The organism is Candidatus Marsarchaeota archaeon (assembly GCA_023473665.1).
In the GTDB taxonomy this organism is placed as follows: domain Archaea; phylum Micrarchaeota; class Micrarchaeia; order Micrarchaeales; family Micrarchaeaceae; genus JAMCYM01.
Map to the genome: position 1 here is coordinate 18353 of JAMCYM010000001.1, position 24976 is coordinate 43328.

28 protein-coding genes, 1 tRNA gene and 1 pseudogene are annotated in these 24976 nt (G+C 51.6%); 15 read left to right on the plus strand and 15 right to left on the minus strand.

Features of this window, described 5'->3' with window-relative positions; all coding sequences use genetic code 11:
• Window positions 1–6: 6 nt before the first annotated feature.
• Both M1158_00100 and M1158_00105 read right to left on the minus strand, forming a co-directional pair.
• Entirely contained in the window at window positions 7–2007 is a 2001-nt protein-coding gene (locus tag M1158_00100; GenBank protein ID MCL5099518.1) for a hypothetical protein, read from the minus strand.
• On the minus strand, window positions 1994–2788 hold the full coding sequence (locus M1158_00105; GenBank protein MCL5099519.1) for a hypothetical protein: 795 nt from the start codon (window positions 2786–2788) through the stop codon (window positions 1994–1996). Before M1158_00105 ends, M1158_00100 begins: the two co-directional genes overlap by 14 nt.
• Window positions 2789–2860: 72 nt before the next feature.
• On the opposite strand from M1158_00105, the gene M1158_00110 reads away from it, so the two are divergent.
• From M1158_00110 to M1158_00145, 8 genes and pseudogenes are all read left to right on the plus strand, one after another.
• Window positions 2861–3169, plus strand: coding sequence for an RNHCP domain-containing protein (locus tag M1158_00110; GenBank protein MCL5099520.1), 309 nt, complete (start codon window positions 2861–2863; stop codon window positions 3167–3169).
• A gap of 70 nt (window positions 3170–3239) precedes the next feature.
• Window positions 3240–3599, plus strand: coding sequence for an NADH-quinone oxidoreductase subunit A (locus M1158_00115; GenBank protein MCL5099521.1), 360 nt, complete (start codon window positions 3240–3242; stop codon window positions 3597–3599).
• A 157-nt stretch (window positions 3600–3756) separates the two neighbouring features.
• A pseudogene (gene nuoB, locus M1158_00120) lies at window positions 3757–4146 on the plus strand (NADH-quinone oxidoreductase subunit NuoB).
• Between the two features lie 55 nt (window positions 4147–4201).
• Entirely contained in the window at window positions 4202–4525 is a 324-nt protein-coding gene (locus M1158_00125) for an NADH-quinone oxidoreductase subunit C (protein MCL5099522.1), read from the plus strand.
• Window positions 4525–5619, plus strand: a complete 1095-nt coding sequence (locus M1158_00130; GenBank protein MCL5099523.1) for an NADH-quinone oxidoreductase subunit D — start codon at window positions 4525–4527, stop codon at window positions 5617–5619. Before M1158_00125 ends, M1158_00130 begins: the two co-directional genes overlap by 1 nt.
• 69 nt (window positions 5620–5688) lie before the next feature.
• Window positions 5689–6027: a prefoldin subunit gene (locus tag M1158_00135; protein MCL5099524.1), complete on the plus strand. Its 339-nt coding sequence runs from the start codon at window positions 5689–5691 to the stop codon at window positions 6025–6027.
• A 4-nt stretch (window positions 6028–6031) separates the two neighbouring features.
• A complete protein-coding gene (locus M1158_00140) occupies window positions 6032–7036 on the plus strand; it encodes a DHH family phosphoesterase (protein MCL5099525.1) in 1005 nt (334 codons plus the stop codon).
• A gap of 4 nt (window positions 7037–7040) precedes the next feature.
• A complete protein-coding gene (locus tag M1158_00145) occupies window positions 7041–8267 on the plus strand; it encodes a DNA repair exonuclease (protein ID MCL5099526.1) in 1227 nt (408 codons plus the stop codon).
• Here the strand turns inward: M1158_00145 and M1158_00150 are convergent.
• The 7 genes from M1158_00150 to M1158_00180 form a co-directional block, all read right to left on the minus strand.
• The gene (locus M1158_00150; GenBank protein MCL5099527.1) at window positions 8264–8521 is read right to left on the minus strand and encodes a 50S ribosomal protein L14e; all 258 of its coding nucleotides are present in this window, start codon (window positions 8519–8521) and stop codon (window positions 8264–8266) included. The two genes, M1158_00145 and M1158_00150, sit on opposite strands and share 4 nt — an antisense overlap.
• A gap of 1 nt (window position 8522) precedes the next feature.
• Entirely contained in the window at window positions 8523–9074 is a 552-nt protein-coding gene (locus M1158_00155) for a cytidylate kinase family protein (protein MCL5099528.1), read from the minus strand.
• An 8-nt stretch (window positions 9075–9082) separates the two neighbouring features.
• A complete protein-coding gene (gene rpl34e / locus M1158_00160; protein MCL5099529.1) occupies window positions 9083–9388 on the minus strand; it encodes a 50S ribosomal protein L34e in 306 nt (101 codons plus the stop codon).
• Between the two features lie 108 nt (window positions 9389–9496).
• Window positions 9497–10006: an EMC3/TMCO1 family protein gene (locus M1158_00165; GenBank protein MCL5099530.1), complete on the minus strand. Its 510-nt coding sequence runs from the start codon at window positions 10004–10006 to the stop codon at window positions 9497–9499.
• 8 nt (window positions 10007–10014) lie between these two features.
• Window positions 10015–10596 (minus strand): AAA family ATPase, encoded by a 582-nt coding sequence (locus M1158_00170; protein MCL5099531.1) that lies wholly within the window; start codon window positions 10594–10596, stop codon window positions 10015–10017.
• An 84-nt stretch (window positions 10597–10680) separates the two neighbouring features.
• On the minus strand, window positions 10681–12342 hold the full coding sequence (locus tag M1158_00175) for a TCP-1/cpn60 chaperonin family protein (GenBank protein MCL5099532.1): 1662 nt from the start codon (window positions 12340–12342) through the stop codon (window positions 10681–10683).
• A 131-nt stretch (window positions 12343–12473) separates the two neighbouring features.
• Window positions 12474–13262: an Mrp/NBP35 family ATP-binding protein gene (locus M1158_00180; GenBank protein MCL5099533.1), complete on the minus strand. Its 789-nt coding sequence runs from the start codon at window positions 13260–13262 to the stop codon at window positions 12474–12476.
• A 144-nt stretch (window positions 13263–13406) separates the two neighbouring features.
• Between M1158_00180 and M1158_00185 the strand changes: the two genes are divergently transcribed.
• A complete protein-coding gene (locus M1158_00185) occupies window positions 13407–13772 on the plus strand; it encodes a DNA-binding protein (protein ID MCL5099534.1) in 366 nt (121 codons plus the stop codon).
• Window positions 13773–13790: 18 nt separating this feature from the next.
• On the opposite strand, the gene M1158_00190 is transcribed toward M1158_00185, so the two are convergent.
• On the minus strand, window positions 13791–14876 hold the full coding sequence (locus M1158_00190) for a flippase-like domain-containing protein (protein ID MCL5099535.1): 1086 nt from the start codon (window positions 14874–14876) through the stop codon (window positions 13791–13793).
• Entirely contained in the window at window positions 14873–16015 is a 1143-nt protein-coding gene (locus M1158_00195; GenBank protein ID MCL5099536.1) for a glycosyltransferase family 4 protein, read from the minus strand. The genes M1158_00190 and M1158_00195 overlap by 4 nt, the downstream gene beginning before the upstream one ends.
• A gap of 45 nt (window positions 16016–16060) precedes the next feature.
• On the opposite strand from M1158_00195, the gene M1158_00200 reads away from it, so the two are divergent.
• Both M1158_00200 and M1158_00205 read left to right on the plus strand, forming a co-directional pair.
• Window positions 16061–16741 (plus strand): hypothetical protein, encoded by a 681-nt coding sequence (locus M1158_00200; protein MCL5099537.1) that lies wholly within the window; start codon window positions 16061–16063, stop codon window positions 16739–16741.
• 54 nt (window positions 16742–16795) lie between these two features.
• Complete coding sequence (locus M1158_00205) at window positions 16796–18235, plus strand: sulfatase-like hydrolase/transferase (GenBank protein MCL5099538.1); 1440 nt, start codon at window positions 16796–16798, stop codon at window positions 18233–18235.
• Window positions 18236–18240: 5 nt separating this feature from the next.
• On the opposite strand, the gene M1158_00210 is transcribed toward M1158_00205, so the two are convergent.
• Together M1158_00210 and M1158_00215 are read right to left on the minus strand one after the other, a co-directional pair.
• Window positions 18241–19086: a DUF929 domain-containing protein gene (locus M1158_00210; GenBank protein MCL5099539.1), complete on the minus strand. Its 846-nt coding sequence runs from the start codon at window positions 19084–19086 to the stop codon at window positions 18241–18243.
• A gap of 52 nt (window positions 19087–19138) precedes the next feature.
• The gene (locus tag M1158_00215) at window positions 19139–20011 is read right to left on the minus strand and encodes an undecaprenyl-diphosphate phosphatase (protein ID MCL5099540.1); all 873 of its coding nucleotides are present in this window, start codon (window positions 20009–20011) and stop codon (window positions 19139–19141) included.
• Window positions 20012–20101: 90 nt separating this feature from the next.
• Here M1158_00215 and M1158_00220 point away from each other — a divergent pair, with 90 nt between their 5' ends.
• Window positions 20102–20368: a DUF5654 family protein gene (locus M1158_00220; GenBank protein ID MCL5099541.1), complete on the plus strand. Its 267-nt coding sequence runs from the start codon at window positions 20102–20104 to the stop codon at window positions 20366–20368.
• 12 nt (window positions 20369–20380) lie between these two features.
• On the opposite strand, the gene M1158_00225 is transcribed toward M1158_00220, so the two are convergent.
• Window positions 20381–20881, minus strand: coding sequence for an NUDIX hydrolase (locus M1158_00225; GenBank protein ID MCL5099542.1), 501 nt, complete (start codon window positions 20879–20881; stop codon window positions 20381–20383).
• A 62-nt stretch (window positions 20882–20943) separates the two neighbouring features.
• Between M1158_00225 and M1158_00230 the strand changes: the two genes are divergently transcribed.
• Window positions 20944–21082 (plus strand) — tRNA-Trp (locus M1158_00230).
• Between the two features lie 324 nt (window positions 21083–21406).
• Here M1158_00230 and M1158_00235 read toward each other — a convergent pair.
• Window positions 21407–22450, minus strand: coding sequence for a bile acid:sodium symporter (locus M1158_00235; GenBank protein ID MCL5099543.1), 1044 nt, complete (start codon window positions 22448–22450; stop codon window positions 21407–21409).
• 348 nt (window positions 22451–22798) lie between these two features.
• Here M1158_00235 and M1158_00240 point away from each other — a divergent pair, with 348 nt between their 5' ends.
• Both M1158_00240 and M1158_00245 read left to right on the plus strand, forming a co-directional pair.
• Complete coding sequence (locus tag M1158_00240) at window positions 22799–23152, plus strand: DsrE family protein (protein ID MCL5099544.1); 354 nt, start codon at window positions 22799–22801, stop codon at window positions 23150–23152.
• A 234-nt stretch (window positions 23153–23386) separates the two neighbouring features.
• On the plus strand, window positions 23387–24976 hold the full coding sequence (locus tag M1158_00245; GenBank protein MCL5099545.1) for a glycosyltransferase family 39 protein: 1590 nt from the start codon (window positions 23387–23389) through the stop codon (window positions 24974–24976).

Below are 24976 nucleotides of genomic sequence, written 5' to 3' on the forward strand. Positions count from 1 at the left end.
TGGCAATCATGCGCGCCTTCTGTGCCAAATCTCTACTGCAGCTATCGCAGCTATCAGCGCTATTGGCAAGATTATAACGGCGATCTGCAGCGGTGTCATAAACACGAGCTTGACCGAGTTGGCGTTTTCTGTCTGCACATGCTCTATCTCTCCGAGATACTTGACACTTCCAGACAAGTAGCCGTAAGGGACGTCATCCAGCGTTACTGCTCCAGAACTGCCAAGATACCCTGAATAGGTACTTCCGTTCCTGAACGAGAGCCCAACGGATGCATTTAGGGGCGTGCCGAACATGCTCTCCGCCTGCACCGTCACATTAAAGATCGGCAGCTTTATGGTTACCACACCTGGCTCCGACAATGCAAACGTCGAATTTTCCGGAGTCACATTTGTGCCCTTGTAAAGAACATAGTCGATCGCATAGGTTCTGTCGGCAAACACGAACGCGGTAGAGTTGAGCTGCTCCCCGTCAGCATAAAGGGTGTTCGCGTATACCTGCCCGCCATACGCGTTCGTGAACTTGAAGCTCGCCAGCACCTGCGGAGCGAACATGGCCTCCACGAGCACGCTCCTGTTGACCGTTATGTAAACACTCATGTTCTTCTCCCCGTTGCTCCAGCCATCGAATGCGATTCTGTTGGTGCTGTTTACCTCCTTAACTCCCGCGCTTATGTATACGTGCGCTGTACTGTTGGCGTCGTACCATCCGCTTCCATATGCAACCCCATACTGCGAGGTGGCATTTAGCATGTACTGCGTCTTCCATTCCGCGCTGATGTATTCCGGCGAGTCCATTGCTGTGGTGGCGTTTGCCGATGCCTCCCCGTTGCTCCAGCCAGCAAAAACAGAACGTGAGCCGTACCCTGAAGGAATTGTGTTAGCGCTGATGCCGTACGCGGCCAATGAGCCAGCGTCGTACCATCCGCTTCCTGATGAGCTGCCGTATTGGCTTGTAACATTGAGGTAGTACTGCGTTGTCCATTCTGCGGTCTCGTTTATGCTGCCGTCCATCGTTATGGTTATATTTGTCGATGGCCCCGTGTATGATCCAGAGCCCGTGCCTACCCATCCGGAAAATGCACGCCTCACACCATTAGAAACATTGATTGCATAAGGTGCAGAAAGCCTCACTTGGGAATATGCGCTGTAGTTTACTGAGCTGTTCAGGTTTCCGTACTGCGACCTGATGTCGAGCCTGTATCCGATGGCCCATAGCTCCGTAAAGTTAGCCGGCGTCTGCAGGCCTGAACCTATCTCAAAGTAGTTGGTGTACGGCATAACCTCCTGTATGCCATATGGGTTCTTAAGCGCAGTTTCACTGCCAGACCCATAACCAACGTAACTGTAGCCCTTCTGGACCAGCCTGTACGATTCCCCTGTATAATAACTCAGGTTCCTGAAGCTAACAATCGCCATCGGCAGTGTGTTGGTGTTCACATTAGCATATTCCGCGAACGCGGTTATCGGATTGGCGTCGGAGTCCTGCGCTCCCAGGTTGACGGAACCGGTCATGTTTCCATTGAAGTAGAAATCCCACATACCGTTTGAATAGTTGAACGAATAGGTATTGAACTTCCCGTAAGCACCTGCCGAATCATTGCCGCCTATGCTTCCATAAAAAGAATTGCCGGTATAGCCTGCAGGAAAGTACTCCCAGAACCATACTGGGGTGCCGGCACTTATGTATGTATTGCCAGTACAGCCGCTCTGTGTGCAATTGGTAGGATACATGCCGCTTACATTAGGTATCTCATAGCCAGTCTGAACGAACGCTCCGTTAGACAGGCTTTCACCAACCCAGAACCCGAGCGAGCCGTCCTGCGCATAGCTCGGCTGGTATACCGTTTCTATCTGCACGCTTCCTCCGCTGTTCTGCGTGGTTTGGGTTGAGCCCCTTGCCCCAGTCTGAAACCAGTACTGCGCGTGTGCAAGCCCGAGCGCCGCGAAGAGCAGCACAACGGCCATTAATACCGCTGCCCTTGCGCCACCATTCCTAAACCCTATCATAGTCCATGCCAAGCTCTCCCAACCTCTTTATTACAGATTCCCTCTCCACAGCATTTATGCTTTTCCATTCTATAACGGCCTTCTCCGGCTTCACAGACGAACGTTCGAACGCCTGTCCCAGCATGTCCAGTTCGTTCACGTAATACTTAGGCAATATGTGGGCGAACGCATACTTGCCTTCGAGGGCCAGCCTCGTAAACTTTCCCGGATAGTGCATGCCCCCTACCCCAACCGCGACAGCGCCGAAATCTGGCTCATGCCAGTCGAGCAATGCGTCTTTCACAGATTCAGCAAGGGTCTTCGCATGCTCTCTGCTTGCTATTATATCGTCGTTTCCCCCTATCTCGACGAACATCGATGGCGCTACGAGTAGCGGCCCGTGGTGCGTAGCTTCATACGTAACCTCAATGCCGCCTGCGTTCAGCCTATGCATGACCTTGAGCACGGCCAGCATCTGCACCGGCGCGGCGTAGCTCAGCTGCCTTGGTGTGCCTCCAAGGTCGGCCTTGCCCGACCAGTTCCCTTCTGCGTGCACGGTGAACGATGCGACCCCCTTCTCGCTTCTATGCTTGCTCAAAAACACTATGAGATCTGTATCAACCAAGTCGTCAAGAAACCCAGCATTGACCATCGCAGTGTCTATCTCAAGCATTTTTGTTTGGCCGGCAATGTGCATCGCATGCCCGGCAACATCTTCCACTTGCTTAAACCCGCCAATCCTTATGAGCTCCGCTGCCGCATTCTCCGATGCTATATCAAGCTTTGAGTAGACTATGAGCATTGCATCACTATGCATTGCGCCGCAGAAATAAAAACACCAATGCCATATTAATTTTTCATTCCATTGCTTAGCATGCAAAATAGCGCGAAAACGTTCGCAAGGAGGAAAGAAGACTTCATATGCCTGCACTGCGGTGCACATGTCGCAGGCAACGGATACACCGACCACTGCCCCGAATGCCTATGGGGAAGGCACGTAGATAAAAATCCTGGCGACAGACTGGAGCGGTGTGGCGGCGAAATGAAGCCAGTCTCTGCAGAGTGCGACCGCGACGGCACCTTCACCATACATTACGTTTGCCTAAAGTGCGGCGTGCGTAGGCGCTTCAAGCAGGCTGCCGGCGATAGCAGGCAGGCGCTGGAGGACCTGGCCGGGCATTAAGGAATAAATGTTGCGCACCACCTACCAAAGTATAATAAGATTGGCATGTAATTTAGCCCTGTGTAGCAGCATGCTTTACGATTATATCGCCATCGTGTTCTTCGCCGCGTTCGCATTTTTCATACCAGCGGCGTTCCTCCTGGCGTCCAGGCTGCTGCGCCCAAGCTCTGCCGGCAATCGTGTCAAGGATTCGCCGTATGAGAGCGGCGAGAAGACCATAGGATCGAGCCGCGACCTTGACATCGAGTATTTTCCGTTCTTCATGCTCTTCCTACCATTTGAGGTCGTGGCTGTCATTGTGCTCCTGTGGAGCCCTTCGGCAAGGGTAACGGGCCTTACAAACGGGCTACTGGTTATCGGAATGCTGGTGCTGGCTGCGGCCCTGGCGACGCTGGGTTACATGCTTGCAGGTGACAAACGTGCAAAATGACGGTGTAGCGCCATACACTCCGGAGCAGTTCCTCAACGCCGAGCAGGAAATGACCGAAATGCTGGCGCAATCATCTAGCAAGTACAAGGTGCCAGTCAATGCCATCTTTGCGAGGCTCAGCGAGATAACACAGGAAAGCGCAAAGGGCATAATCGGCTGGGCGCGCGGCAATTCCCTCTGGCCGCTCCAATTCGGGCTCGCATGCTGCGCCATGGAGCTGATGGACTTCGGCGCCGCAAGAATAGATGCAGAGCGGAAGGGATACCTGCTGTTCAGGGGCACCCCAAGACAATGCGACGTGATGATAGTTGCAGGATGGGTCACCAAATCAATGGCCCCGAGGGTAAAGCGCCTCTACGAGCAGATGGCAAGCCCCAGATACGTGATCGCATACGGCGAGTGCGCAACTTCAGGCGGGCCTTGGTACGAGAGCTACAATATAATACAGGGGATAGACCAGGTGCTGCCTGTAGATGTATATGTAGCAGGATGCCCTCCAAAACCCGAGAACCTGTTCGCTGCGCTTATGAAGCTTCAAGACAAAGTAGGTGGTAAGACTGCTGGAGATACCGAACGCACAATTAGTGAAAACCTGCGAAGAAATGAAAAGGAAGGGCTTTGACTACCTCAAAGCCATAACTGCTGTAGACTACACTGACAGACTGGAGGTGCTGTACCTGCTTTACAACACAACCACGAAGGAGCAGGAGACGCTGCTGGTAAAGCTTACGGCTCCGCTGAAAGTAAGCACCATAATGCACGTGTACGGGAGCGCAGACTGGTACGAGCGTGAGCTGTCAGAGATGTTCGGCATAAAGATAGACGGCAGGGAAGCAAGCAGGCTCCTACTCGAGAAATGGAACGGCGCAGATGCGCCGCTGAGGAAGGGCTTCGCATGGGGCAAGCCGTACAGGAAGGTGAGTTGATGGCAGTCATGCGGATAAACGTAGGCCCTATACACCCGAGCACGCACGGGGTTCTCCGACTGGTAGTCGATGTGGATGGCGACACAATAAAGAAGGTGGAGCCGCACATCGGGTTCCTCCATAGGGGCGTCGAGAAGCTCATGGAGACAAGAATGTACATGCAGAACCCGTCTTACGTGGAGAAGCTGGACTACGTGGCTCCGATGGCCTGGGACGACCTATATGTGAATACGGTTGAGAAAGCGCTTGGCAGGGAACCTACAGAGCCGGCGCAGTACGCCAGAATTATACTCCTGGAGTTCCAGCGCATCGCGAGCCATCTGCTATGGCTCGGCACCTTCTGCAACGACATGGGCCAGATGTTCACGATGTTCATGTGGACATTCAGGGACAGGGCTCCAATAATAAAATTCCTCGAGGACGTTTCCGGCAGCAGGATGTTCTATGTCAACTTCAGGATTGGCGGCCTGAACAGGCCGCTGCCTGCAGATTTCAGGCAGAGGGCGCTCGGCCTCGCCGACTACCTAGAAGAAAAGATACATGGCTATCGGAAGGTCCTCGACGCAAACCAAGTGTTCCTGGAACGTACAAAGGGCATTGGCGTGCTCGGCAGGCGCGATGCGATAGAACTCGGTGCATCGGGGCCAGTGCTGCGCGGCTCTGGTGTAGATGAAGATGCGAGGAAGAGCGCACCATACTATGCTTACAGCAATCTGAAGTTCTCTATTCCCACATACTCACAGGGAGATTCCTATACTCGCTATCTGGTGAGGTACAATGAGATGCTGGAGAGCCTGGGCATAATACGGCAGGCGCTCGACAAGATGCCTGAAGGCAACGTAGTTGGCATGCCTATAAAGCTCATCGGCCCTCCTGCAAATCCCAACAGCATCGTGAATAGGAGGGAGTTGCCGCGCGGCGAAGGCCTTATATACATGGTGCCTGGCCCCCAGCGGCCCTATCGCGTGTTCCTCCGGTCTCCGGCATTCGCCAACCTGTCCATACTGCCTCACATAGTCGAAGGCGAGAAGTTCGCCGACCTATTCCCAATACTTGGTAGCCTAGATATAGTGATGGCCGAGATAGACCGGTAGCTATCAAGAAACCAATATAATTCCAGCAGTGCAAAATATACCGCATGACATGATTAAAAGGTGAAACAGATGGAGCAGAACCAGATTGACCGACTTACCGTCGAATACCAGAAGCTTCAGGAGCAGCTGCAGGCGCTGGCACTGCAAAAGGAGCAGTTCAACGCCCAAAAGGAGGAGTACAAGCGTGCTGAGGAAGAGGTAGCGAAGGCCACAGGCAGGGTATATACCGCGATAGGCGGTGCGATTATCGAAACGAGCAAGGACGAATGCCTGCGCAGCGTCAAGGAGCGCCAGGAATTCGTCGACATGAGGCTCAGCATAGTCGGAAAGCAGAGCGAGGAACTGTCAAAGAAGGAGCTGGAGCTCAGGAAGCAGATAACCGACGCACTCAAAGCAACCAAGCAATGATGCGATGTCGCGGATACTGGACCTTGATGGCCTTGCCGATTTTATAAGCGAAAACAAGGGGAAGAGAGCCGCGCTGACGTTCCACTCGATGGGAGATACTGATTCCATAGCATCAGCGGTAGCGCTGTCATACCTTTTCGAAAGTTCTACTATCGTTTCGCCCGACAAGTTGACCTACAATGCCGAATCGGCGCTAGTGCGGTGCGGGTTCAGCAAAGGTGAGATGAACGCGGAAATCCCGCAAGGTACTGAGCTGGTAGTGCTGCTGGACGTCAACAACCTTGAGGATTGCGGCCGTCTCGGCGGTGCTATAACTGCGCTCGGCGTCCCAATCCTGATCATAGACCATCATGCGCCTTCGCATGTAAGCGCTGCAAACGCATTTATATTCGATGACGAGGGCTACAACTCGACTTCCAGCATAGTATATGAATTGATGTCCGAGCTCGAAGGCGATATGGACGCCAATCTTGCAAAGCTGCTTGCAATAGGGATAATATCAGATTCGGCAGAATTCAAGAACTCCACGGCGCTGACGTTCAGCCAACTCGGGGAGCTGTTCGACATAGCTGGCACAGACTACGCCTCTATGGCGCATGAGTTCATGCACGTAGCGGATGCCAACATACGCGCCCAGACTATGAGGGCCCTCTTCGGTGCAAGCGTCGAGGTCCGCGAGGGGCTAGTGATCGCATCAGGCTCCACGCCGAACAGGGCAAGTGCAGCAGCCGACGATGCGATAAAGGTCGGCGCCGACCTTTCAATCTTCACCTCCAGAAGCACAGACGAGGCAGCAATCTCGGCGAGGCTGCGCCCTACTCTTGACAAGATGTACGGCATACACCTAGGCGTAATAATGAAAAAGGTCGGAGCCATTATAGGCGGCACCGGCGGCGGGCATCCATGCGCAGCAGGGGCGTACGGCCCGCGCAGTGGTTCAGTCGAAGAAGCAGTGAGCTTAATAATCTCCAACGTTGAGGAATTGGTGCGGCAGCACAAGCAACGGTGACTGCATGAGGATAGCCATAGTTTCTGATCTTCACATAGGCTACGAGCGATTCGAGGCCGACGCGTTCGCGCAGGCCAAGGAGGCGCTTGAGTTGGCGAAGACTCAGGCAGATGCGATACTCATACCTGGCGATGTATTTGACAAGCGGGCCCCCAAGCCTGAGGTAATAGCCCAGGGCATAAACATATTCCGCGACCTTGCAAGCAATCCCTGGAACGCCAAGGTTGCCAGACATTCAGGTAACGGCACTTACTTCACTGGCATTCCCGTGCTCGCAGTGCCAGGCACGCACGAAAGAACAGCCGAGGGCAAGGAGAACCCACTCACATTGCTTGCGCTGGCCGGCCTTCTGGTGGACGTAAGCGAGTCTACCGCTATAATCTCCAAGGGCGATGAGAAGGTGGCTGTCTTCGGCCTCGGCGGCATATCAGAGGATCGCGTCCGCTCTGTGCTCAATGGGCTGGCCCCCAAGCCGGTGCAGGGACTATTCAATGTGTTCATGTTCCATCAGTCAATATACGAACTACTTCCTTTCGACGATAATTTCCTGCGCTATGATGACCTCCCAAACGGTTTTGACCTCTATATCGACGGCCACATACACAACAGCGTCGAGGGAATTGTGCACGGCAAGCCCTTCCTGATACCCGGTAGCACGGTGCTGACGCAGCTCAAGGACGGGGAGCAGGAGCGCAAGGGCTTTATCGTGTTCGACACGAAAGCCGGCAACCACAAGTTCGTGAATATTAACTCCAGGCCGTTCGTTGCAAGCACTTTGGAGTTCAAAAGCGCAGGCAGGGACGAGATACTTGAGGCATGCGAAAGGGCCATCAATAAAATACTGGGCAGCGTTCCCACCAAGCCGGTAATACGTTTAACAGTGAAAGGAAGCATGAGCCACGGAGTCAACATCAGCGATCTCGGGCTTAGAGGCCTATCGGCAAAGTATGCGCAGAAAGCGTTCCTCGAGATCGACTATTCGAGGCTTGAGAGCCCCGAGCTCTCCAAGAGTATAGAGGAGCTGAGGCAGAGCACAGACGGCGGCCTCTCAATCAAGGAGCTTGGCATGAGCATGCTGGCCTCTAAGCTCAAGGAGCTCAAGTTCGACGATAGCATAGGCATAGGCAGATTGTTCGACACTCTGGATTCGCGCGCCGCCAAGAAGGAGCAGGTGATAGAGGCAGCGCTGCGCCTCATTGAGGAATCCGAAAGCAGGAGCAAGACAGATTAGCGCTTTCCTTGTGCTGCCGGCCTTTGTGCCTTCTCGACAATTCCAAGCGTCTTGTTCAGTAGCTCCTTATTCTTGGCGTCGATCTTCTCGTTGAGGAACTCCAGGTGGTTGGGATTGCACCGCCTCTCTGTCGGTCTCTTCGCGCTCACTATCTTGACGAAGCCGTCGCTCTCCAAGGCAGTGACCACCGCCCTGCTCCCCGCATCTCTGCCGTACTTCTTCACGCATACCCGCCCAACTTCTATCAGCGCCATTTTACCACTTGTTTCCATTGTTTTCCTTAAGCATAGCAAGCATCGATATCACTGCTACGGACGCCCTGCTGTCCAGCCTCTCGGTGTTGAGCTCCACGTCGAATATCTGGTGGTCGTTCACGTCTATCCCATATGTCTTTTTGAAATCGCTTATAGCGATTCTGTCTTTTATTGCCATCCTGCGCCGCGCTTTGGCGAGGCTTGTCCCCGTCCGCTCGGCTATGCGCCTTGCGCGTTCATCAGGGCTTGCATTGAGCCACACCCTCAGCGTGGCGTCCTTCACCATCCATGAGCCGAGCCATGTTGTAATCACGCAGTCCTTGCCCTTCGCAAGCCTTACTATTTCTTTATCGAATCTCTTTATGTATTTTGGATTAGAGAGCTCGTTCCTTGCAAGGCCCTTAGTCCTTCCTTCTTTCACGTCATGCATCATGGCGGCGAACGTTCCTGTCCGCGACTTTGTTATGTGCTCTATCTTCAGCTCCTCAGCAAGCAGCTCTCCCAATGTCGTCTTGCCGCTCCCCGAGAGGCCCCCGATGCATATTTTCATCATGATGCCCGTCAATGGGCTACAAGCTGCAGCACGAAGGCACGTTCCCTGACGCTTATGTCGTCGAGCTTCATGTCTCCGCGTTCTATCCTAGAGCCCATCTTTATCACTTCAGCCGTGCATCTCGCGCAGAGCACGCCGCCGAAGAGCCTGCTGTTAGTGCGCCTGCTCCTGCCTCCTTTCGTACCTATTCCGTTAAGCTCGTTGCCGCATATGGCGCAGTGAGGCTGCGATGGCCTGGCCCTTCTGTAATGGATCACATTCTTGCCGCTCCTGGTGACCCTGTGGGCCTTCTTGAAGCTGTGCGATCTGTGCATAGGTTTTGGCAAATTAAACACCTTCAACGCATCGGTGCGCAAAGCGGCCGATGCAAATAGCAGTATCTCGCTTATTGCAGGAGTATTGTGCGTGCAAAGAATTTAATATTAAGCACCATCTCCAACGCCAGCGGTTTCAAGCGCCTGCCTCTCCTCGCGCGCCTTTTTCCTGTCGTAGGCCATTATTACAACCGATGCCGCCAGCCCGAGTATGAGCACGGTCGCGAAGAAGACCCCGAGGTAGCCAAGCTTGAGGCCGAACAGCACCACGTAGTCGCTCGACACGCTCTTGAATCCGGTGGGCAAGAGCACGTAGTACAGCAGCAGGAATATGGGCAGGAGTACGAGCATGGGCTTGAAGCTCACCTTCATGTTCTCACTCATCAGGGGCATCAGCTCCTTCTGCTTGGCCGATATCTCCTCCTGCGCGGCCTTGTTCTTCACAAGCGCATTCATCTCCTTGCTGATCAGTTGTATCTTTGCCTGTATCTCGCGCATCCGCTTTGGATTGGTGAGCTTGCGCTGGATAAAGGTAGAAGCCATCACGTACACCACGCCTATGACTACCAGAATGACCGTAGTGGCGATCGGCATCGGCACAGTGAGATTTGGAACCACCAAGAGAATCATCGGGCAGGGTCTATATACGTAAGCGCCTTCCTGAAGGATGCGACTGCCTCTTCCAGCCTTCCCTCCTTGTTATGTATTATGTGAAAGGGAATATTTAAATGTGCGCTATACAGCGCCAGCATCGACAGATTGATGTTGCGCTGCAGCTCCATGCTCTCCAGGCCCTCATCTTCACGTTTCCTTCCCTTGTCCTTCTTGCGCCTGGTCAGCAGCTCCTTTGGCTCAGCGTCTATGTAAATAATACCGTCTATGCCGCCCAAGGCGCCTAGCGAATCCATCGGCAATCCCGGCACGAATGTGCCTTCATGCTCTATGATGAGATGCGTGTCTACGAGCACCCTGCCCTTCATGCCTGCTATTTTTCTGAAGGCCAGGCTCCTGAGCCTGTCTATCTTGGCGGTAGGCAGGTAGCGTATCTTGTCCCTGTCTATTCTTGCTCCGCTGCTGTCAGATATACCCTTCATAAGGTTGCCAACGTTCACTACTGTGGCCTGATCGGAATGTCCCAGCCTGTCAAGTATGCTGCTCTTACCAGCGCCCGGAATGCCAGCAACCACTATCAGCTTCCTACCCTGCACTCCAACACCTATGCCAATTGGCAGCAAGGATTAAAATATCGCGAGCCTGCCCGGAATGGGTCAGGAATAGAAAGGTGCTAGCGTTCACTCCATGCCTCCCATGCCTCCAGGAGGCATGCCGCCCGGCGGGGCGCCGCCAGCACCCTTGCCCTTGGAGCTTATTATATCGTCTATCCTCAGGATCATCTCCGCAGCCTCGCTGGCGCTGTCTATTGCCTGCTCCTTCAGCTTCGTAGGCTCGAAGACGCCTGCCTTGGCCATGTCGCCCATCACATTCCTGTTAACGTCCACGCCATAGACCTTGCCCTCCTTCTTCTTGTGCTGGCTCCTCAGGCCCACCAGTATGTCTATCGGATCCATGCCTGAATTCTCAGCAAGGGTCTTTGGTATGTCCTCCATGGCATCGGCAAACTTCTGTATGGCAAGCTGCTCGCGGCCGCCCACATCGCCTGAGTAGAGCCTCAGCTCGTCAGCCACGTCTATCTCTATGCAGCCGCCGCCTATGACGTACCTGCCATTGTCCGATACCGTGGTAGACACCGTGCCTATGACGTCCTCGATGGCCCGGCCCTCCTCGTCGACCACCTGTTGGTTACCGCCGCGCGCGAATATTGTAACGCTCTTGGGGTCCTTGCACCTCTCGACGAAGATCATCTGTTCCCCGCTTATCTTGCGTTCCTCCACGATGCCCGCGAACCCGAGGTCAGAAGCCGACAGGTCGTCCAGGCTCGTCACTATCTTGGCCCCTGTGGCCCTTGCGAGGTTCTCTACGTCACTCTTCTTTATGCGCCTGGCAGCTAATATCTTCTCCTTCGCCAGGTAGTGCTGCGCCACATCGTCTATGCCCTTCTGCGTGAACACCACGTTGGCGCCGCTCTTCTTTATCTTCTCGACCATCTCCTTGAGCATGTGCTCCTCCTGCTGCAGGAAGGCCTCCATCTGCTCAGGCGACGTTATCTCTATCTTGGCCTCGGTCTCGGTCTTCTCTATCTCGAGGGCCACGTCAAGCAGCGCTATCTTCGCCCCCGAAATCGACTTTGGCATGCCCGGGTGCGCCACCTCCTTGTCTATCAGCACGCCGTTTATGAGCGCGGTGTCGGCTATGCTGCCGCCCGCCTTCTTCTCCACCTTTATATAATCGTGGTCGATATGGATCTTGCCGTCGGCGCCCTTCTCCATGACCTGCTTCACGGCCTTGATTATCAGCTTGGATATCACCAGCTTAGTCGGGTCGTCGCCTACGTTCTTGGAGCCCATTGCCACCATTGCGATCTTCAGTAGCGGCGTCTCGTCGTCCGTGCCGACTGTTCTAGAATACTTGGACAGCACCTCGTGCGCCTTCGCCGCGGCCATCTTGTATCCGCGTATTATCACAGTGGGGTGTATGCCCTGCTCTATGAGGTCCTGGGCGCCCTTCAGCAGTCCGCCGGCCATTATTATCACGCTTGTGGTGCCGTCGCCAACCTCCTTGTCCTGCGTCTTGGCTATGTCGACCATTATCTTGGCTACAGGATGCTCGACATTCATCTCGTCGAGTATTGTGGCTCCGTCGTTCGTTATCACTATGTCCCCAAGGTCGCTGACCAGCATCTTGTCCATGCCTTTCGGCCCTAGAGTGGTCTTCACCGCATTCGCCACTGCCACTGCAACAGCTATGTTCGTGCGCTGCGCGTCCCTTCCAAGCAATCTCGTTGCACCTTCCGGCAGCAGAAGGACCTGCTGCCCGCCTAGTTGATTTTCAGCCATTTTTACACCTTCTATAAGCACAATTAGCAAGCAAAACCGAGCGCATCCCCCTACACACGCATTCAGACAATGCCCAGATTAATTTAATGAGGGTAAACTATTTATACGTTGCCAATTTGCGGCAGTTTGCATCATTCTATGCGTTCGGCAATGGCCTTGAATTCTCCGTACAGCGCCTCGTCCTCGAGCACAGGCACCCTGCCCGAATCCGGCATGTCGCTGAGCCTTTGGTCTGCTTTCACGGCTCCCAGTATGGGAGCGCTGACCATCTCAGCAGCGTTTTCCGTGCTTGGAGCAGGTTTCCCACCTGACATGTTCTCAACCACACCCAGCACAGCGATCCCGAGTCTCTTGGCCATCAGCCCCGACCTGACCGAGTTGACCGATGCAATCCTCTGGGGCGTAGTGACGAGCACGAAGCCCTTCATGTCAAGGAGCTGCATGATAGAGAGCGGCGCATCGCTTGTGCCCGGAGGAAGGTCAATTATCAGGTAGTCAAGCTCCCCCCAATCTGTGTTCTCGAAGAAATCACCAAGCATCTTGGCTATCAGCGCGCCCCTCCATATGATCGGCTTCTTTGCATCGTCTACCACCATTGCCGTGGAAGCAACTTTCACACCATTTATGTCAATGGGCTTGAGCGGGAACTGCCGTATGTCCATCTTAGCGTCAGTGCCAAGGAACATGCACACGTTAGGGCAGTCTATGTCTGCGTCGAGCAGGCCGACGCTGTGGCCCATCCTGTGCAGCGTGTATGCTAGGTTCACTGCTACTGTCGTCTTTCCTACGCCTCCCTTCGCGCTGTACACGCCTATCTTGCTCCGTATCCCAGCCAGCGCCTTTTTGACGCGCTCCTTCTGCCTTAAGGTGTTTATGAACGACGGATGCATGCCCGGCTGTGCTGCGCCATCTTCTGCCATGTGTGTAGTTTTGTGCTATTTCTTTTTAAAGCACTCCGCATGAATCATGCAAGCAGGTAAAAAACCTACAGGGCTTCCACAATTCTAAAAAGACTTAAATAACCTTTGTGGTATAACTATTGGTAGAATTTCAAGGTGCAGCATATGAAAATAAATGAACTAAAGGCAGGTGCCAGCAACATAAACCTTAGCGCTAAGATAGTGCAGAAGGACGAGCCAAGGGAAGTGGTGACAAAGTATGGCAAGCGACTTATGGTGGCAAACATAACGCTCAAGGATGACACGGGTACCATACCAATGTCGCTCTGGGGAGACGACATAAGCACAGTCAACGTAGGGGACAACGTCGAGCTGACGAACTGCTACGTGAGCGAGTTCAGGGGCTCACCGCAGATATCGACCGGCAAGTTCGGCAAGATAAAGGTGACCGGCAAGTCGTCCGGCGAGAGCGAGGAGCTATTAGAGAGCGAGGAGGACGACCGCAGCCCCTCCGACGAGGAAGAAGCCTGATTCCGCTAAGTAAGCTCATTAGCCTTTCTCCTTTTTCTTTTTCCGTTTGCTGCTTTTTCCTGCACCAATGCTTTCACTCCAGTAGCGCAAGCTGTAGATCAGCAGCACGCCGCCAAGGGCCGTGCCAAACCAGAGTGTCGCAAATCTTGTCAGTATTGTGACTGCAGAAGCTATGTCCGTGCCGATATGCAATGATGCGCTGAGCAAAGCCACGAGCGCCCCATCTGTAACGCCTATGCTGCCTGGCACGGCGGTTGCCATGCCCAATACCTGCGTAGACGTGTATATGAATACTGAGCTTGCGAAATGCGGCGTTATGCCTACCGCAGCAAGGGTGAAGAAAAGCGCCAATGCTGTGAGTATTGCAGCAGGTATGGTGACCGCGAGCGATACGGCGTATGTGCCTGTAGTGTTAAGGGCACTTTGCGACGCGAAATATTCATCTCCGAAAAGCGTGAACATCTCGAGCATCCTCCTGCCCTTGAATATGCGCTTTATTATCCTGTAGAACCAGTCGCTCAGTATGAAAGCGTATGGGATAAGCAGCACAATGTCAACCCCGATTATAAGCAGCACATAGGTGTGGAAGTACAACGAGGCTGCAAGCGCCACTATGGCCGTGCCTATGAAGTCGGTGAATATGTCCATTGTGACAATAGGTATGACGCTCGCAGCCTTCATCTTGGTAAGCCTGCTTATAGTATAGCCGACCAGGAACCTGCCAAGCATGCCAGGCGTTATATTCATCGAATAGAGCGACAGGTAGACTATGAGGTTCTTTCCCCTTGGCACCTTCAGGTGCAGCCTATCCAGGTAGTACCTCCATTTCCAGAAGCGCAGCAAGTAGCTCGCAAACACAGCAAGCAAGCCAAGCGAGAAGAGATACAGGTTCATGCGCAGGATTATATTGACGACATTGCCTATGCCGCCTATCCACGCTATTACCACGAATACAGCTAAGCTCACAAGGATGGCCGCACCCACGAAGACAGCAACGCCGCGCACGAGATTGATGTACTTGTCTCTGTCGAGCTCCTCTATGTGCGCTATTGTGTACCAGATCGAGCCCTTCTTCATTATCGGATTCTCCATAGGGTCGCTCATCTCCTTATTGTTTCTTCGAAAAGCCGCTCATATTGCTTCGCTATGCCATCCCAATCATGGAACTTTAGCATCCTCTTCCTGCCTTCCACCGCGAGCCTGTGCATCGCGGTATGGTGCGAGAGTGCGAACTCTACTCTTTCTCTGATACCATTTATATCTTTTGGCTTTGCGTAGAGCCCGCATCTGCCCATCATCTCCGGTATGCCGCCAACGCGCGATGCGACCGAAGGCGTTTCGCTGGCCAATGCCTCAAGCAGCGCCAGTCCGGCCGGCTCGTATAGCGACGGCAGCACGAATACATCAGCCGCATTGTAGTAAAGCGGCAGCTCGTCTTCCGGTATGCCGTTCAGTATGGAAAATCTTCCTTTCAGGCCCGCATTCGAAGCGCGTTCTCTTAGCGTTGTTTCAAGCGGTCCAGTCCCTATAAACACGAGCCCCACCTTTTCTTCCATGCGGGAGACCGCGTCCATAAGATATGTCTGGCCTTTTTGTTGCGTGAGACGGCCGTTGTTGAGCACGATCGGAAGCCCGTCGAACCTGCTTCTTATCGCTATTATGCGTCGGTCCACATGCCCCAGGCGCCTGAAGCGCCTGCTGTCTACTCCATTGTATACCACATGGCTCTTCCAAAGGTCTGCCTTGGGTACTGTCGCATCTATCGTATCCCTCGACACTCCCGTAATAAGGTCTGCAGCATGCATCGTCTTCCTGCCCTGCATGATGTCATACAGCATGCCGCCCGCATCGGTGAGGGGCCCGATGCCGGAAGGCAGAGAATTGTGTATAGTCATGGCCAGCTTGCCGCCAGTTCTCCTTATTGCGTTCACAGAGCCGAAGAAGTACTGGTACCTGTTGTTTATATGGTAAATCTCAGCGCCTTCCTTTTCTATTCGGTCTTTGATGCCTGACATGGCCAAGAATGGCAGAGGCAGGCCGGGCAGGTTCAGGTATCGTGTGCGCAGCCTGACTACCTTTATGCCGTCAATATGCTCTGTGTGCGTGTCTTTTCCGGGCTTTAGCGAGGCTGAAATTACACATACGTTGTGACGGCGGGCAAGCCTCCTATACAGCTCTAAAAGGACCTTCTCCGTTCCCCCATTGAACGGGTAGAAGAAGGGGTTGAGCACGCATATGTCCATCTATGTCGCTACCTATTGGCCTGGCATTCATATAAACATTATACCATGCCTGCCAAGAAAAATATAAATATTAGAAAATTCCCACATCACACGGTTGGTATGACAACCATTACTATAAATCCAGAGAAAGCGCGGCTAGCCGCGCTTTTACGTTCTAGTACTGGCATCGCCGGCAGTCTAACTAATAACAGCATCAACAGCATCGTTGCATTGTTCGAAGAGGCTCTGCCTTCTGCCATGTCAAAAAAGAGGCATAGCGGGTTTAGCTACAGCGATGGGGAGAAGGTATACATTGCTATGTCGCTCAGTGGCTCCTTTAAGAAAATGCTCATGCAAGGCTGGGCCGACGTGCAATATCCTGTCACTTTTAAGAATACCTTGGAAGAGTTAAATGAAGGCCTTGCAATCTATGGCGCGAAAATTCATGCAGTCCCAATAAATTTTGGCATAAAAGCCGTACGCAAGCAAATTAGTTCCGTGCTTAATAAAGCTGGCATAAAGCATCCAACTGGTTTCTACATAGATGGAGATAAGTACAAGTTTATTTTTGACTTCTATACGAAGATTGGTGGGCTCCATACAAATAACCTCAACCTGTCGTCTCATCTGTTCAGGATTCTTTTTTACCAAAATAATATTACAAAGGAGGAGATCTATCAGGCTATTACCTTAAGAGGCGCCAGAATTTCAGACCAAGCGGCCCCGGAGCGCAGCATAAATCGTTGAAACCGTTTCATCCCAAGCTTTATATAGCGTTTCAGCATAGGGCTGCTGAGCGGTATGAAGGCGAAGAAGAACATAGTAGTGCTGCTGCTTGACACTGTCAGGGCTAGCGACGGGTATAGCAATGCCATGCCCTACCTCTCAGGTCTAGCGCGCGAAGGCACGGCATACATGAATACGATCTCGCCCGCTACGTGGACTGCGCCATCGCACGCTGCGCTGTTCACAGGCACGAGGGCGTCAAGCATCAGCGGTGTGTCAAAGGACTTCCTTGCAAGCGGCGCGATTGACCCATGGTTCACGCAGACTAAGTTCCTGCCAGCTGACGCAGAAACCCTCGCCAAAAAGGTCTCGCGCCTGGGTTATACTACTGCCTTGTTCTCGAACAACCCCTTCTTGACAAGCTTTACTAACCTCGGCGCAGGCTTCGACCGCATATATGACATATGGCTCGAATCGAACGGCAAATACGATCAAAAGCTGACCAACAGGATGGCGTCCGTGCTGAAGGGCGGGCACAAAACGAGGTCGAGGCTCTCGAAAGCGAGCGCTGCAGTAGCGCAGTTCATACCAAAGCGCTTCATCGATGGCATTTATCTGTCTCTCAGGTTACGGATGGACAGGGGCGTGGCCAACGCCGATGGCACCCATAAGCTGGACCGTGGCATGACAGATACAAACGAGCGCCTAATGACACATCTCGGCATGGAGGATGCACTGACACCGCAGTTCCTGTTCATGAACTTCATAGAGGCGCACGAGAACTACCCTGTGGGGAGGAATGATGTCATTCAGGACAAATGGCTATACCTCAGCGGCATACTCGACATGGACGAGAGCGTCACAAAACTCTTTCACCGCGGCTACATAAAACGGCTCTCTTACCTTGACTCTAAGGTCCGGGCCATGATATCCGATTTGAAAAAACGCGGGGTGCTGGACAATGCCTCTGTAGTGATTACTTCAGACCATGGCCAATTCTTCGGCGAACACGGCCTTCTGTATCATGCCCTTCCGCCATACGAGGAGGTCGTGAAGGTGCCGCTCATCGCGATAAACTACGAGAATGGAAGGCCTGTTAAGACGCACGAGCGCGTATACAGCAACGTCAGCACCGCTTCGCTGCACGAATCGCTTATCGATATAGCTGCAGGGAAATCAGAATACCTGAACGGCAATCTAAGAGCATCGCGCTACGCCGTAAGCGAGCACCTGGGCATAAGCGAGGGCTGGGACGGCGAGCTCCTGCGCATGCTGAAGGGAAGGTCCGAGATGGCAAATAAGATATACGAGACAAAGCTGAGACACAATAAGCGCTCTGTTGCCATCTACTCTGGCAACATGAAACTTATCCATTTCTTCGGCAGCCGCAAGGATGAGCTCTATGACCTGAAGAAGGACCCCATGGAAACTGACAACATAATGGACTCGCGGCGCAGCGATGCGCAGCACCTGCTAAACTATTACGGCCGTGGCGATCCGCTCCCTGCCGCGTAGGTCGTTCAGCCCAGGAAGCTGGCAGCGGCCTTGACGAACTGTTGGTCGCACACGCTTGATGGTGTGTTGTTCGTCATCCTGCATATTGCGGCCGTGTATATGTTTGCGGCCCCTATCGCAGCCTGGGACTGCTGGGTGCCGCTGTCGCCCAGGCTTGATATTATCTGGCTCCAAGAGTGCTTGTAGAACGCATCAGGCAGTACCAGCGCTCCTGCCTCGACACTCAAGTTGCCAAAGTCTACGAATGGTATGCCTCCTCTTGCATTGGCAGGCAGCAGGGTGTTGTTTGTGTCATACTTGTTGAAAATTGCACCCTCTGATTGGGTCGGCGTCTGCAGCGTGGCGTAATAGCTGGCCCCAGAAGGCACGTAGTTCGTATACGCTTCGACCCCAACAAAAGATACATGCCCGCTTGTATACGAAGAATTGTAGAACGTGAATGTGGACGTGCTCGGATCGTAGTCAGATGCACTGGACGTCATGTAGTGAAGCGAGCTAAAGTTACCGAACCTCATCAGTGCTATGATCAGCCCCCATCTTGTGGCTGCGCAATACGGGCAGTAGTCTGCGCCTATGTAAAGCACCTCAGGAAGGCCATTAAGCGTCAGCATGCTAGCGCCCGATGCGCCAGGCAGCATTGCTGCGCCAGCCGACCCTACACCTACGCTATTCGCCAGGCTCATGTTGTTTGCTATGCTGCTCAATTGCGTCAGAGTTGCCTGCGGCACTGCCGCGTTATCATATTTCACAAGCTGTGAGCTTGACACACCGCTGTTTAGGAATACGGCTGCCACTACAGCCGCTATGATCACCAATGCGATAATCACATACGCAAGAGTACGCTTGTTCATCAGGTACCACCGATACAATCAATCTAAGCAAACTAAGAAATGCATTTGTATATCAGCTGACTACTGCTATCCCAAAACTGCCCAATGCCATATACAGGATGCCGCTGGCCAGAGCTATCACTCCGAGCGCCGTTATCAAGTACACTATCTTGGACTTGCTGGCTACTTTTATAAGGAAGCTTATCAGGAACAGGCTAACTATTGTGGCTGCCACTATCGCTATGAGAAGCCCATATATGCCAATGAACGCGAGCGCAGCGCTTACATTCGCATAGCTTTTGATCAAGGTGAGGAGGAACGCTGCCGTAGATGCGAATATGCCAGTCAAGAAAGAAAGTCTGAACGCTTCATCCGCCTCAAAGTTCATGAGGAACATCGCACTAGTAGTTATGCCAGACCTGCTGACTCCTGGCAGGGCGGCTATGCCCTGTACCACACCAACTATTATGTAATCCTTGAAAGTCATGTTCGCGAACTTGCGTGTGTTGACTCCCTGCTCGCGCTTCTTCCTTGAGTACCTTATTAACATGGCGTCGCCTATCAGTATTACGCCAATTATAGCCATAGGCACGCCCACTGATACTCCTGTCACAGAATCAGCAACTATGTATAGCGGCGCGCCTATGATGCCAGTAAATATTATCGTGACAAGCACGTACTTGAACAGCTTCTTTTCCATCTGCGTGCCTCGAAGTGCTATAACTCTTATAAGCGACCAGACTTCACGCCTGAAGTATATTATGGCGGCGAGCACAGTGCCTATCTCCATAAACAGGCCGAAGGTATAAGCCTGCTGGAAGTTGAGGTGCAGCAGCGTCTGCGAGGCTAGCAATACCTGCGTCTTGCTGCTTATGGGCAGCCACTCAGATATGCCCTGCACTATGCCTATCAATATAGAGTACAAAGCCTGCAGAATGCCAAGCATGCAGGAGTGTTTGAGTGGCAAGGTTAATAAACCTGGCGCAACCGTTGGTCATGTGCTATGAGTTTTTAGATTTTAATCCAAATTAATATCATGCCAAAAGCAGCCGGAACATCCGCGCAGAAGAAGCACGAGATCAGGGACGAAGCGATAGACCGCGTTACCATACTGATAACATCTGCACTCGGCCTTGTTGCGGCCCTGGCCTGGAATTCAGCAATCCAGAAGCTGTTCTCCGTTGCATTCGGCACGCAGTCAAGCCTCGAAGCGATGTTCGCCTATGCTGTGGTTGTGACTGTGTTAGCCGTAATTATAATAATATACTTCACTAGGGTAACGGCAAAGCTCAAGAGCAAATGATGCATTTCAGGCTCAGTGTTTCGCTTCTGCGATGCAGTGAAGCACGCCTATCATGCTCTTTCCGTCTTTTATGCGGCCATTCTTTACGTACTTGTACGCCTTTTCTACTGACAGACGGATAAGCTTCATCTTCTCATTGCTGTCAGTTGGCAGGCCTGCTTTCCTAAGCTCAGTTGCCGCGAAGAAATGCATCTTGTCAGCAAGCAATCCCGGAGCCATGTATGCATTGTAAACCGGTTTCATTCTGCCTGCCCTGTAGCCCGTTTCCTCAAGCAGCTCCCTGCGTGCCGCACGCACGGGCGTTTCTCCTGCATCAATGTGCCCTGCGGGCAGCTCAAGTATGTATCTGCCTATTGCAGACCTGTAATGCCTTTCGAACAGCATTGTGCGCTTGTCGAGCATCGGTATTATCACTGCGACATCAGGCTTCGTGATCTTGAGCTCCTCATAGCCATTAATCCTGTTTCTTACAGTCTCGACCTTGATGACCCACCCTTTGAATACTACTGCCATACGCGCACGCTAACCATAAAGAGAGAACCTTTATATCAGTTGCAGCAGAATCCATAGCGCCAGGGGTTGTGGCGTAACTTGGCAGCGCAGCAGGCTCCAGATGCTTAGCAAGTGTTGAGCCAAATGGCGATGATGAATATCTGGAATTGCAAAATAGTATGAAGTAACCTGCTGGTCGGGGTTCAAATCCCCGCAACCCCATCTGACAGAGATGTACAGTTGTTGATGGCCCAGGCATTGTTTACAGTATTCGTTAATGGTTTTCTATAAAGATGCCACCAACCATTAATTTTTATTGTTTTGTTGACTAATATTCAACATGGCAACTAGCACATATGTCTGTAAAATATGCGGCCTCCATTACAAAAGCAAGGAGCTAGCCGATAAGTGTTACGCCTGGTGTTCAAAGCACAATAGCTGCAATTTAGAGGTTGCAAGGCAGTCAATGGAAGCCGCCTCGCGTAAAGCGTCTAGATAATTCGAGAAACCTAATTTAAAATCCCAAATGATTGGCTAGGGCTTTCGCTATTGCTGTTTAGACGTTATCGGGGTTAAGATCCTCTTTACGACCGATTCGAGATGTATGTAGACTACCGCAAGGATCGGCTGTATCATGGGGATTACTGCTGGAGCTAAAGCTGCTTCAGAGTTGAGTGCAAATATTGCAATGGCAGCTGCAACACTCTGATTCTTTGTTACAGAGATAAACGCAACAGCCTGGTGTTTCTCGTATGTAATGCGCATTAGTCTGCTCACTATTATCGAAAGTGCCAGTACCCCAACTATTATTGCCGACTGGTAGCCTATGAGATAACCTACTAATTGTGGCGTAGAAATTATCAATGCCGCTTCCTTATCCACAAGCACGAATATCAAGGCAAGCATGGATAGCATTGTAATCAATGACAGGTATTTCTTAGATCCATTTTCTACCACGGTCTCATTTTTCCACTTTATAAGCAGATATCTGGTAATCTGCCCAACTATAAGAGGAAGTATGAGAATATACAGAATAGACAGCATTACGGGCCCCACAGGGATCGCTATCGACGTGTGGCTGCTGTAAAGCCCCAAAATTATTGGTATGGCAGGCACCGCAATGATAAGACTCATAATTGCAAGTGCGGTCGCCAGTTCTATGCTGCCACCCGCTATCAGCACATAACCAAGAGACGCACTCGACGCTGGCACTACGTTGGAAATAACAAAGCCGGCTCCGACAGATGAGCCAAGTGACGGGGCAATGACAAAAGCTGCAACAGGGGCGAGTACAAACACGTATACAAGTGAAGTAATAATCAGTTTCCACGACTTTAATTCTCTTACAAAACCTTCAGATTTCAATTGTATCATGGATGGGTATATGGTCATTATCGCGAAAAGGATGACTAGATTAGAGAAGAGCTGCGCATGAGAGCTTGCGAAACTTTTGGTATAATAACCCACAAATACGGCAATGAATACGGCCAGAAGCGTATACAGAATAAGATACTTCCTAACGTGCTTTGTCAACCTTGATGCCCAGTCACTTTTTTGCGCTTTTCCTCTAGCATTTACATGCTTAGCCATCAATTCACCTATAGTGATTGTCTGGGATTTGTGCCTCTGCCAAGTAAACGTCTCACACGACTGTTGCTTACCCAGTAGACAACCTCCTTCCCATCTTTCCTGTTAGAGAGGATCCCAGCCCTAACCAAATACTTCAATTGCAATGAGACAGTCGGTTGTGCCCGCTTGACAAGCTTAGGCAGTTCGCAGGCGCACTTTTCATGATTGGCAAGAATCGAAACTATTCTATATCTTGTCTTGTCACCTAGCGCCTTGAAAAGTATACGCCGTTTTTCATGGTCCATAATAAATAATATATTTATAAACATAAATATATAAATCTTCTTAGCCGTAAATAGTTACGATTCTATGGGCGGGAAGATAGCCATAATCATAGCATCTGACTGGGATCAAAAACTCAAAGTGACTTCTGGACTCCATCTGGCTAAGCGCATATATGAAGTTAGGCAAGCAAATGGTGTGGACGTCGTGGAGGTGTTCCTTTATGCTGGCGGCTCAAAACTTCTGCAATCTTTGCCCGAAGAATTTGAAAATCTTATAAAAGAGCTGAAACAGGGCGGATTAACGATAAAGGTATGCGCAACAGAGGCAAAAGCCTGGGGGCTCGAAGAGAATGCAAAAAGATTCGACATAGCGCTGGAGTTTGCAAGGGACGCCTTCTCAAGATATTCCAGGGAAGGATTCACTGTATTTACCTTCTGATTTCGCGAATGCACAGCGTCAATCTATTAATAGGGTTCCCAGCGCGCGGAAGAGGTTACGTATTGGTCTTAGCATACATCAACTTCGATGGACTATCAAATCAATTACATTGGCATTTACTGCCCAATATAATTTGTAAAATGCGAGAACCATTCCCTTTTAACAGTTTGTGGTCCACTCCATCGTACAACCTTTTATCTTTATACTGCTTTTAATCTTGAGATGGTAGGTTAGATGGTCAAGGTCCGCAGCAATAGCATTGAGGTCGCATTTGTAGCAACATTGCTGCTCTTAACAAGCCTCTACTCCATTGCATTCGCCATCGGCCCGAGCCACCTTGGTGACGACGTTTGGTACTCCTGGCTCGCGCACTACGCCTCCATAAGCGCATACAAGCAGAACTTTGGCGACATACTGAGCGTGCGTCCATTACAGATCATACCTATAGGGACCTTCTATTACCTCTTCGGGTCTGGGATCTACACTAGCAATGCCTGGGATGCAATCTCTTTTGTTTTGACTGTCCTCCTAACCTACCTAATAGGAAAGGAGCTATACAATTGGAAGGTCGGAGTGATTGCTGCCTCCTTACTTGCGATATTCCCTATGGCAAACATCTATTCAGTGACCATGAGTGATAACATACCACTAATGTTTTTGGCGACTCTGGCAGTGTTCGCCTTCATTAAGGGGACGAAAAAGCACTCCAGAAAATGGTATATTGTTTCAGGGGCTGCTACAGCCGCAGCCCCATTTGTGATCCCAGAGGGTTTCATCTTCTGGATAATAATGGCCGTCGTGCTTCTTTGGGAAATGCTGAAAGGCGAGCGCTCACGCAAGTATAAGGCAGTTTATGCGGTTTGCGGTTTCACTGCAGTCATTGCCGTAATGGTGCTCTTCAATTATGTAACATCAGGATATCCGTTTATAACGTTTACGGCCAATGCGCAGTATTATAGCCAAATATACAGGCCCGACATAATGCCGCAACCAATCAGTATTGCCCTCGCATTCTATCCGTCTGTCATGTTCCCTTATTCTCTCTCACAGGGAGTCACTTCGGTTGTCTCTATACTGACATATGCACAGCAATCCTACGGCAAGTCAGGACTCTTCTTCTACGCCATGACCGCAGCCCTGGCATACCTGATAATCACAAAGGACAGACGCATTGCAATACCTGCTATATGGATAATTGTTGGCTTTGCTTATCTCGAGTTCGGGCCTATGCATTTCAGCCTAAACCCGCTGACCTACATCCTGTCTCACAGGCTGGACAGATACCTGACCCTTATAGGCCCTCCACTCAGCGTAGCAATTGCAGGTGCGGCTTTCGATGTCGTGCACAGGTCAAGGAAACGCTATTCTGAAATAAAGATTGCAATCCTTACATTGGGGTTTGTAGTCCTTGCAATAACATCATTCGAGATAACATACTCATGGCACCTGGTGCTCGTTGACTCTCAGTATACTGAGCTTTCTATAGCAGGAATGCTGAACCAATTGTCGAGCAGCACCAAAGTGTATCTTGACGCAGGGTATGGCGATTTAGCGGTGTATATGGGTTTCAGGAACTTCAGCCGGTTCTATCTTGGTTATGGCGGAGCCAACAATTGCTCTGAGATACCTGGCGGGTCGTATGTGGTCATACCAAGATACGGCAATGATGGTTTCAGCTTCGTTCCAAATCCGCTGATATACTGCGACTATTGGATAAAGGTCATGTCACCGCAGATTCCCTACAACAGCACATGGGTCATAGCACCGACGCAGCCATTTGAAGCAGATTTATATTATGTGCCAGCAAACTACACGTACAGCTGA

Coding starts and splice junctions, on each gene's coding strand:
- M1158_00100 (MCL5099518.1), bottom strand. CDS start 2,007: ATGATAGGGTTTAGGAATGGTGGCGCAAGGGCAGCGGTATTAATGGCC.
- M1158_00105 (MCL5099519.1), bottom strand. CDS start 2,788: ATGCTCATAGTCTACTCAAAGCTTGATATAGCATCGGAGAATGCGGCA.
- M1158_00110 (MCL5099520.1), top strand. CDS start 2,861: ATGCAAAATAGCGCGAAAACGTTCGCAAGGAGGAAAGAAGACTTCATA.
- M1158_00115 (MCL5099521.1), top strand. CDS start 3,240: ATGCTTTACGATTATATCGCCATCGTGTTCTTCGCCGCGTTCGCATTT.
- M1158_00125 (MCL5099522.1), top strand. CDS start 4,202: ATGAAAAGGAAGGGCTTTGACTACCTCAAAGCCATAACTGCTGTAGAC.
- M1158_00130 (MCL5099523.1), top strand. CDS start 4,525: ATGGCAGTCATGCGGATAAACGTAGGCCCTATACACCCGAGCACGCAC.
- M1158_00135 (MCL5099524.1), top strand. CDS start 5,689: ATGGAGCAGAACCAGATTGACCGACTTACCGTCGAATACCAGAAGCTT.
- M1158_00140 (MCL5099525.1), top strand. CDS start 6,032: ATGTCGCGGATACTGGACCTTGATGGCCTTGCCGATTTTATAAGCGAA.
- M1158_00145 (MCL5099526.1), top strand. CDS start 7,041: ATGAGGATAGCCATAGTTTCTGATCTTCACATAGGCTACGAGCGATTC.
- M1158_00150 (MCL5099527.1), bottom strand. CDS start 8,521: ATGGCGCTGATAGAAGTTGGGCGGGTATGCGTGAAGAAGTACGGCAGA.
- M1158_00155 (MCL5099528.1), bottom strand. CDS start 9,074: ATGATGAAAATATGCATCGGGGGCCTCTCGGGGAGCGGCAAGACGACA.
- rpl34e (MCL5099529.1), bottom strand. CDS start 9,388: ATGCACAGATCGCACAGCTTCAAGAAGGCCCACAGGGTCACCAGGAGC.
- M1158_00175 (MCL5099532.1), bottom strand. CDS start 12,342: ATGGCTGAAAATCAACTAGGCGGGCAGCAGGTCCTTCTGCTGCCGGAA.
- M1158_00180 (MCL5099533.1), bottom strand. CDS start 13,262: ATGGCAGAAGATGGCGCAGCACAGCCGGGCATGCATCCGTCGTTCATA.
- M1158_00185 (MCL5099534.1), top strand. CDS start 13,407: ATGAAAATAAATGAACTAAAGGCAGGTGCCAGCAACATAAACCTTAGC.
- M1158_00190 (MCL5099535.1), bottom strand. CDS start 14,876: ATGAGCGACCCTATGGAGAATCCGATAATGAAGAAGGGCTCGATCTGG.
- M1158_00195 (MCL5099536.1), bottom strand. CDS start 16,015: ATGGACATATGCGTGCTCAACCCCTTCTTCTACCCGTTCAATGGGGGA.
- M1158_00200 (MCL5099537.1), top strand. CDS start 16,061: ATGCCTGCCAAGAAAAATATAAATATTAGAAAATTCCCACATCACACG.
- M1158_00205 (MCL5099538.1), top strand. CDS start 16,796: ATGAAGGCGAAGAAGAACATAGTAGTGCTGCTGCTTGACACTGTCAGG.
- M1158_00210 (MCL5099539.1), bottom strand. CDS start 19,086: ATGAACAAGCGTACTCTTGCGTATGTGATTATCGCATTGGTGATCATA.
- M1158_00215 (MCL5099540.1), bottom strand. CDS start 20,011: ATGCTTGGCATTCTGCAGGCTTTGTACTCTATATTGATAGGCATAGTG.
- M1158_00220 (MCL5099541.1), top strand. CDS start 20,102: ATGCCAAAAGCAGCCGGAACATCCGCGCAGAAGAAGCACGAGATCAGG.
- M1158_00225 (MCL5099542.1), bottom strand. CDS start 20,881: ATGGCAGTAGTATTCAAAGGGTGGGTCATCAAGGTCGAGACTGTAAGA.
- M1158_00235 (MCL5099543.1), bottom strand. CDS start 22,450: ATGGCTAAGCATGTAAATGCTAGAGGAAAAGCGCAAAAAAGTGACTGG.
- M1158_00240 (MCL5099544.1), top strand. CDS start 22,799: ATGGGCGGGAAGATAGCCATAATCATAGCATCTGACTGGGATCAAAAA.
- M1158_00245 (MCL5099545.1), top strand. CDS start 23,387: ATGGTCAAGGTCCGCAGCAATAGCATTGAGGTCGCATTTGTAGCAACA.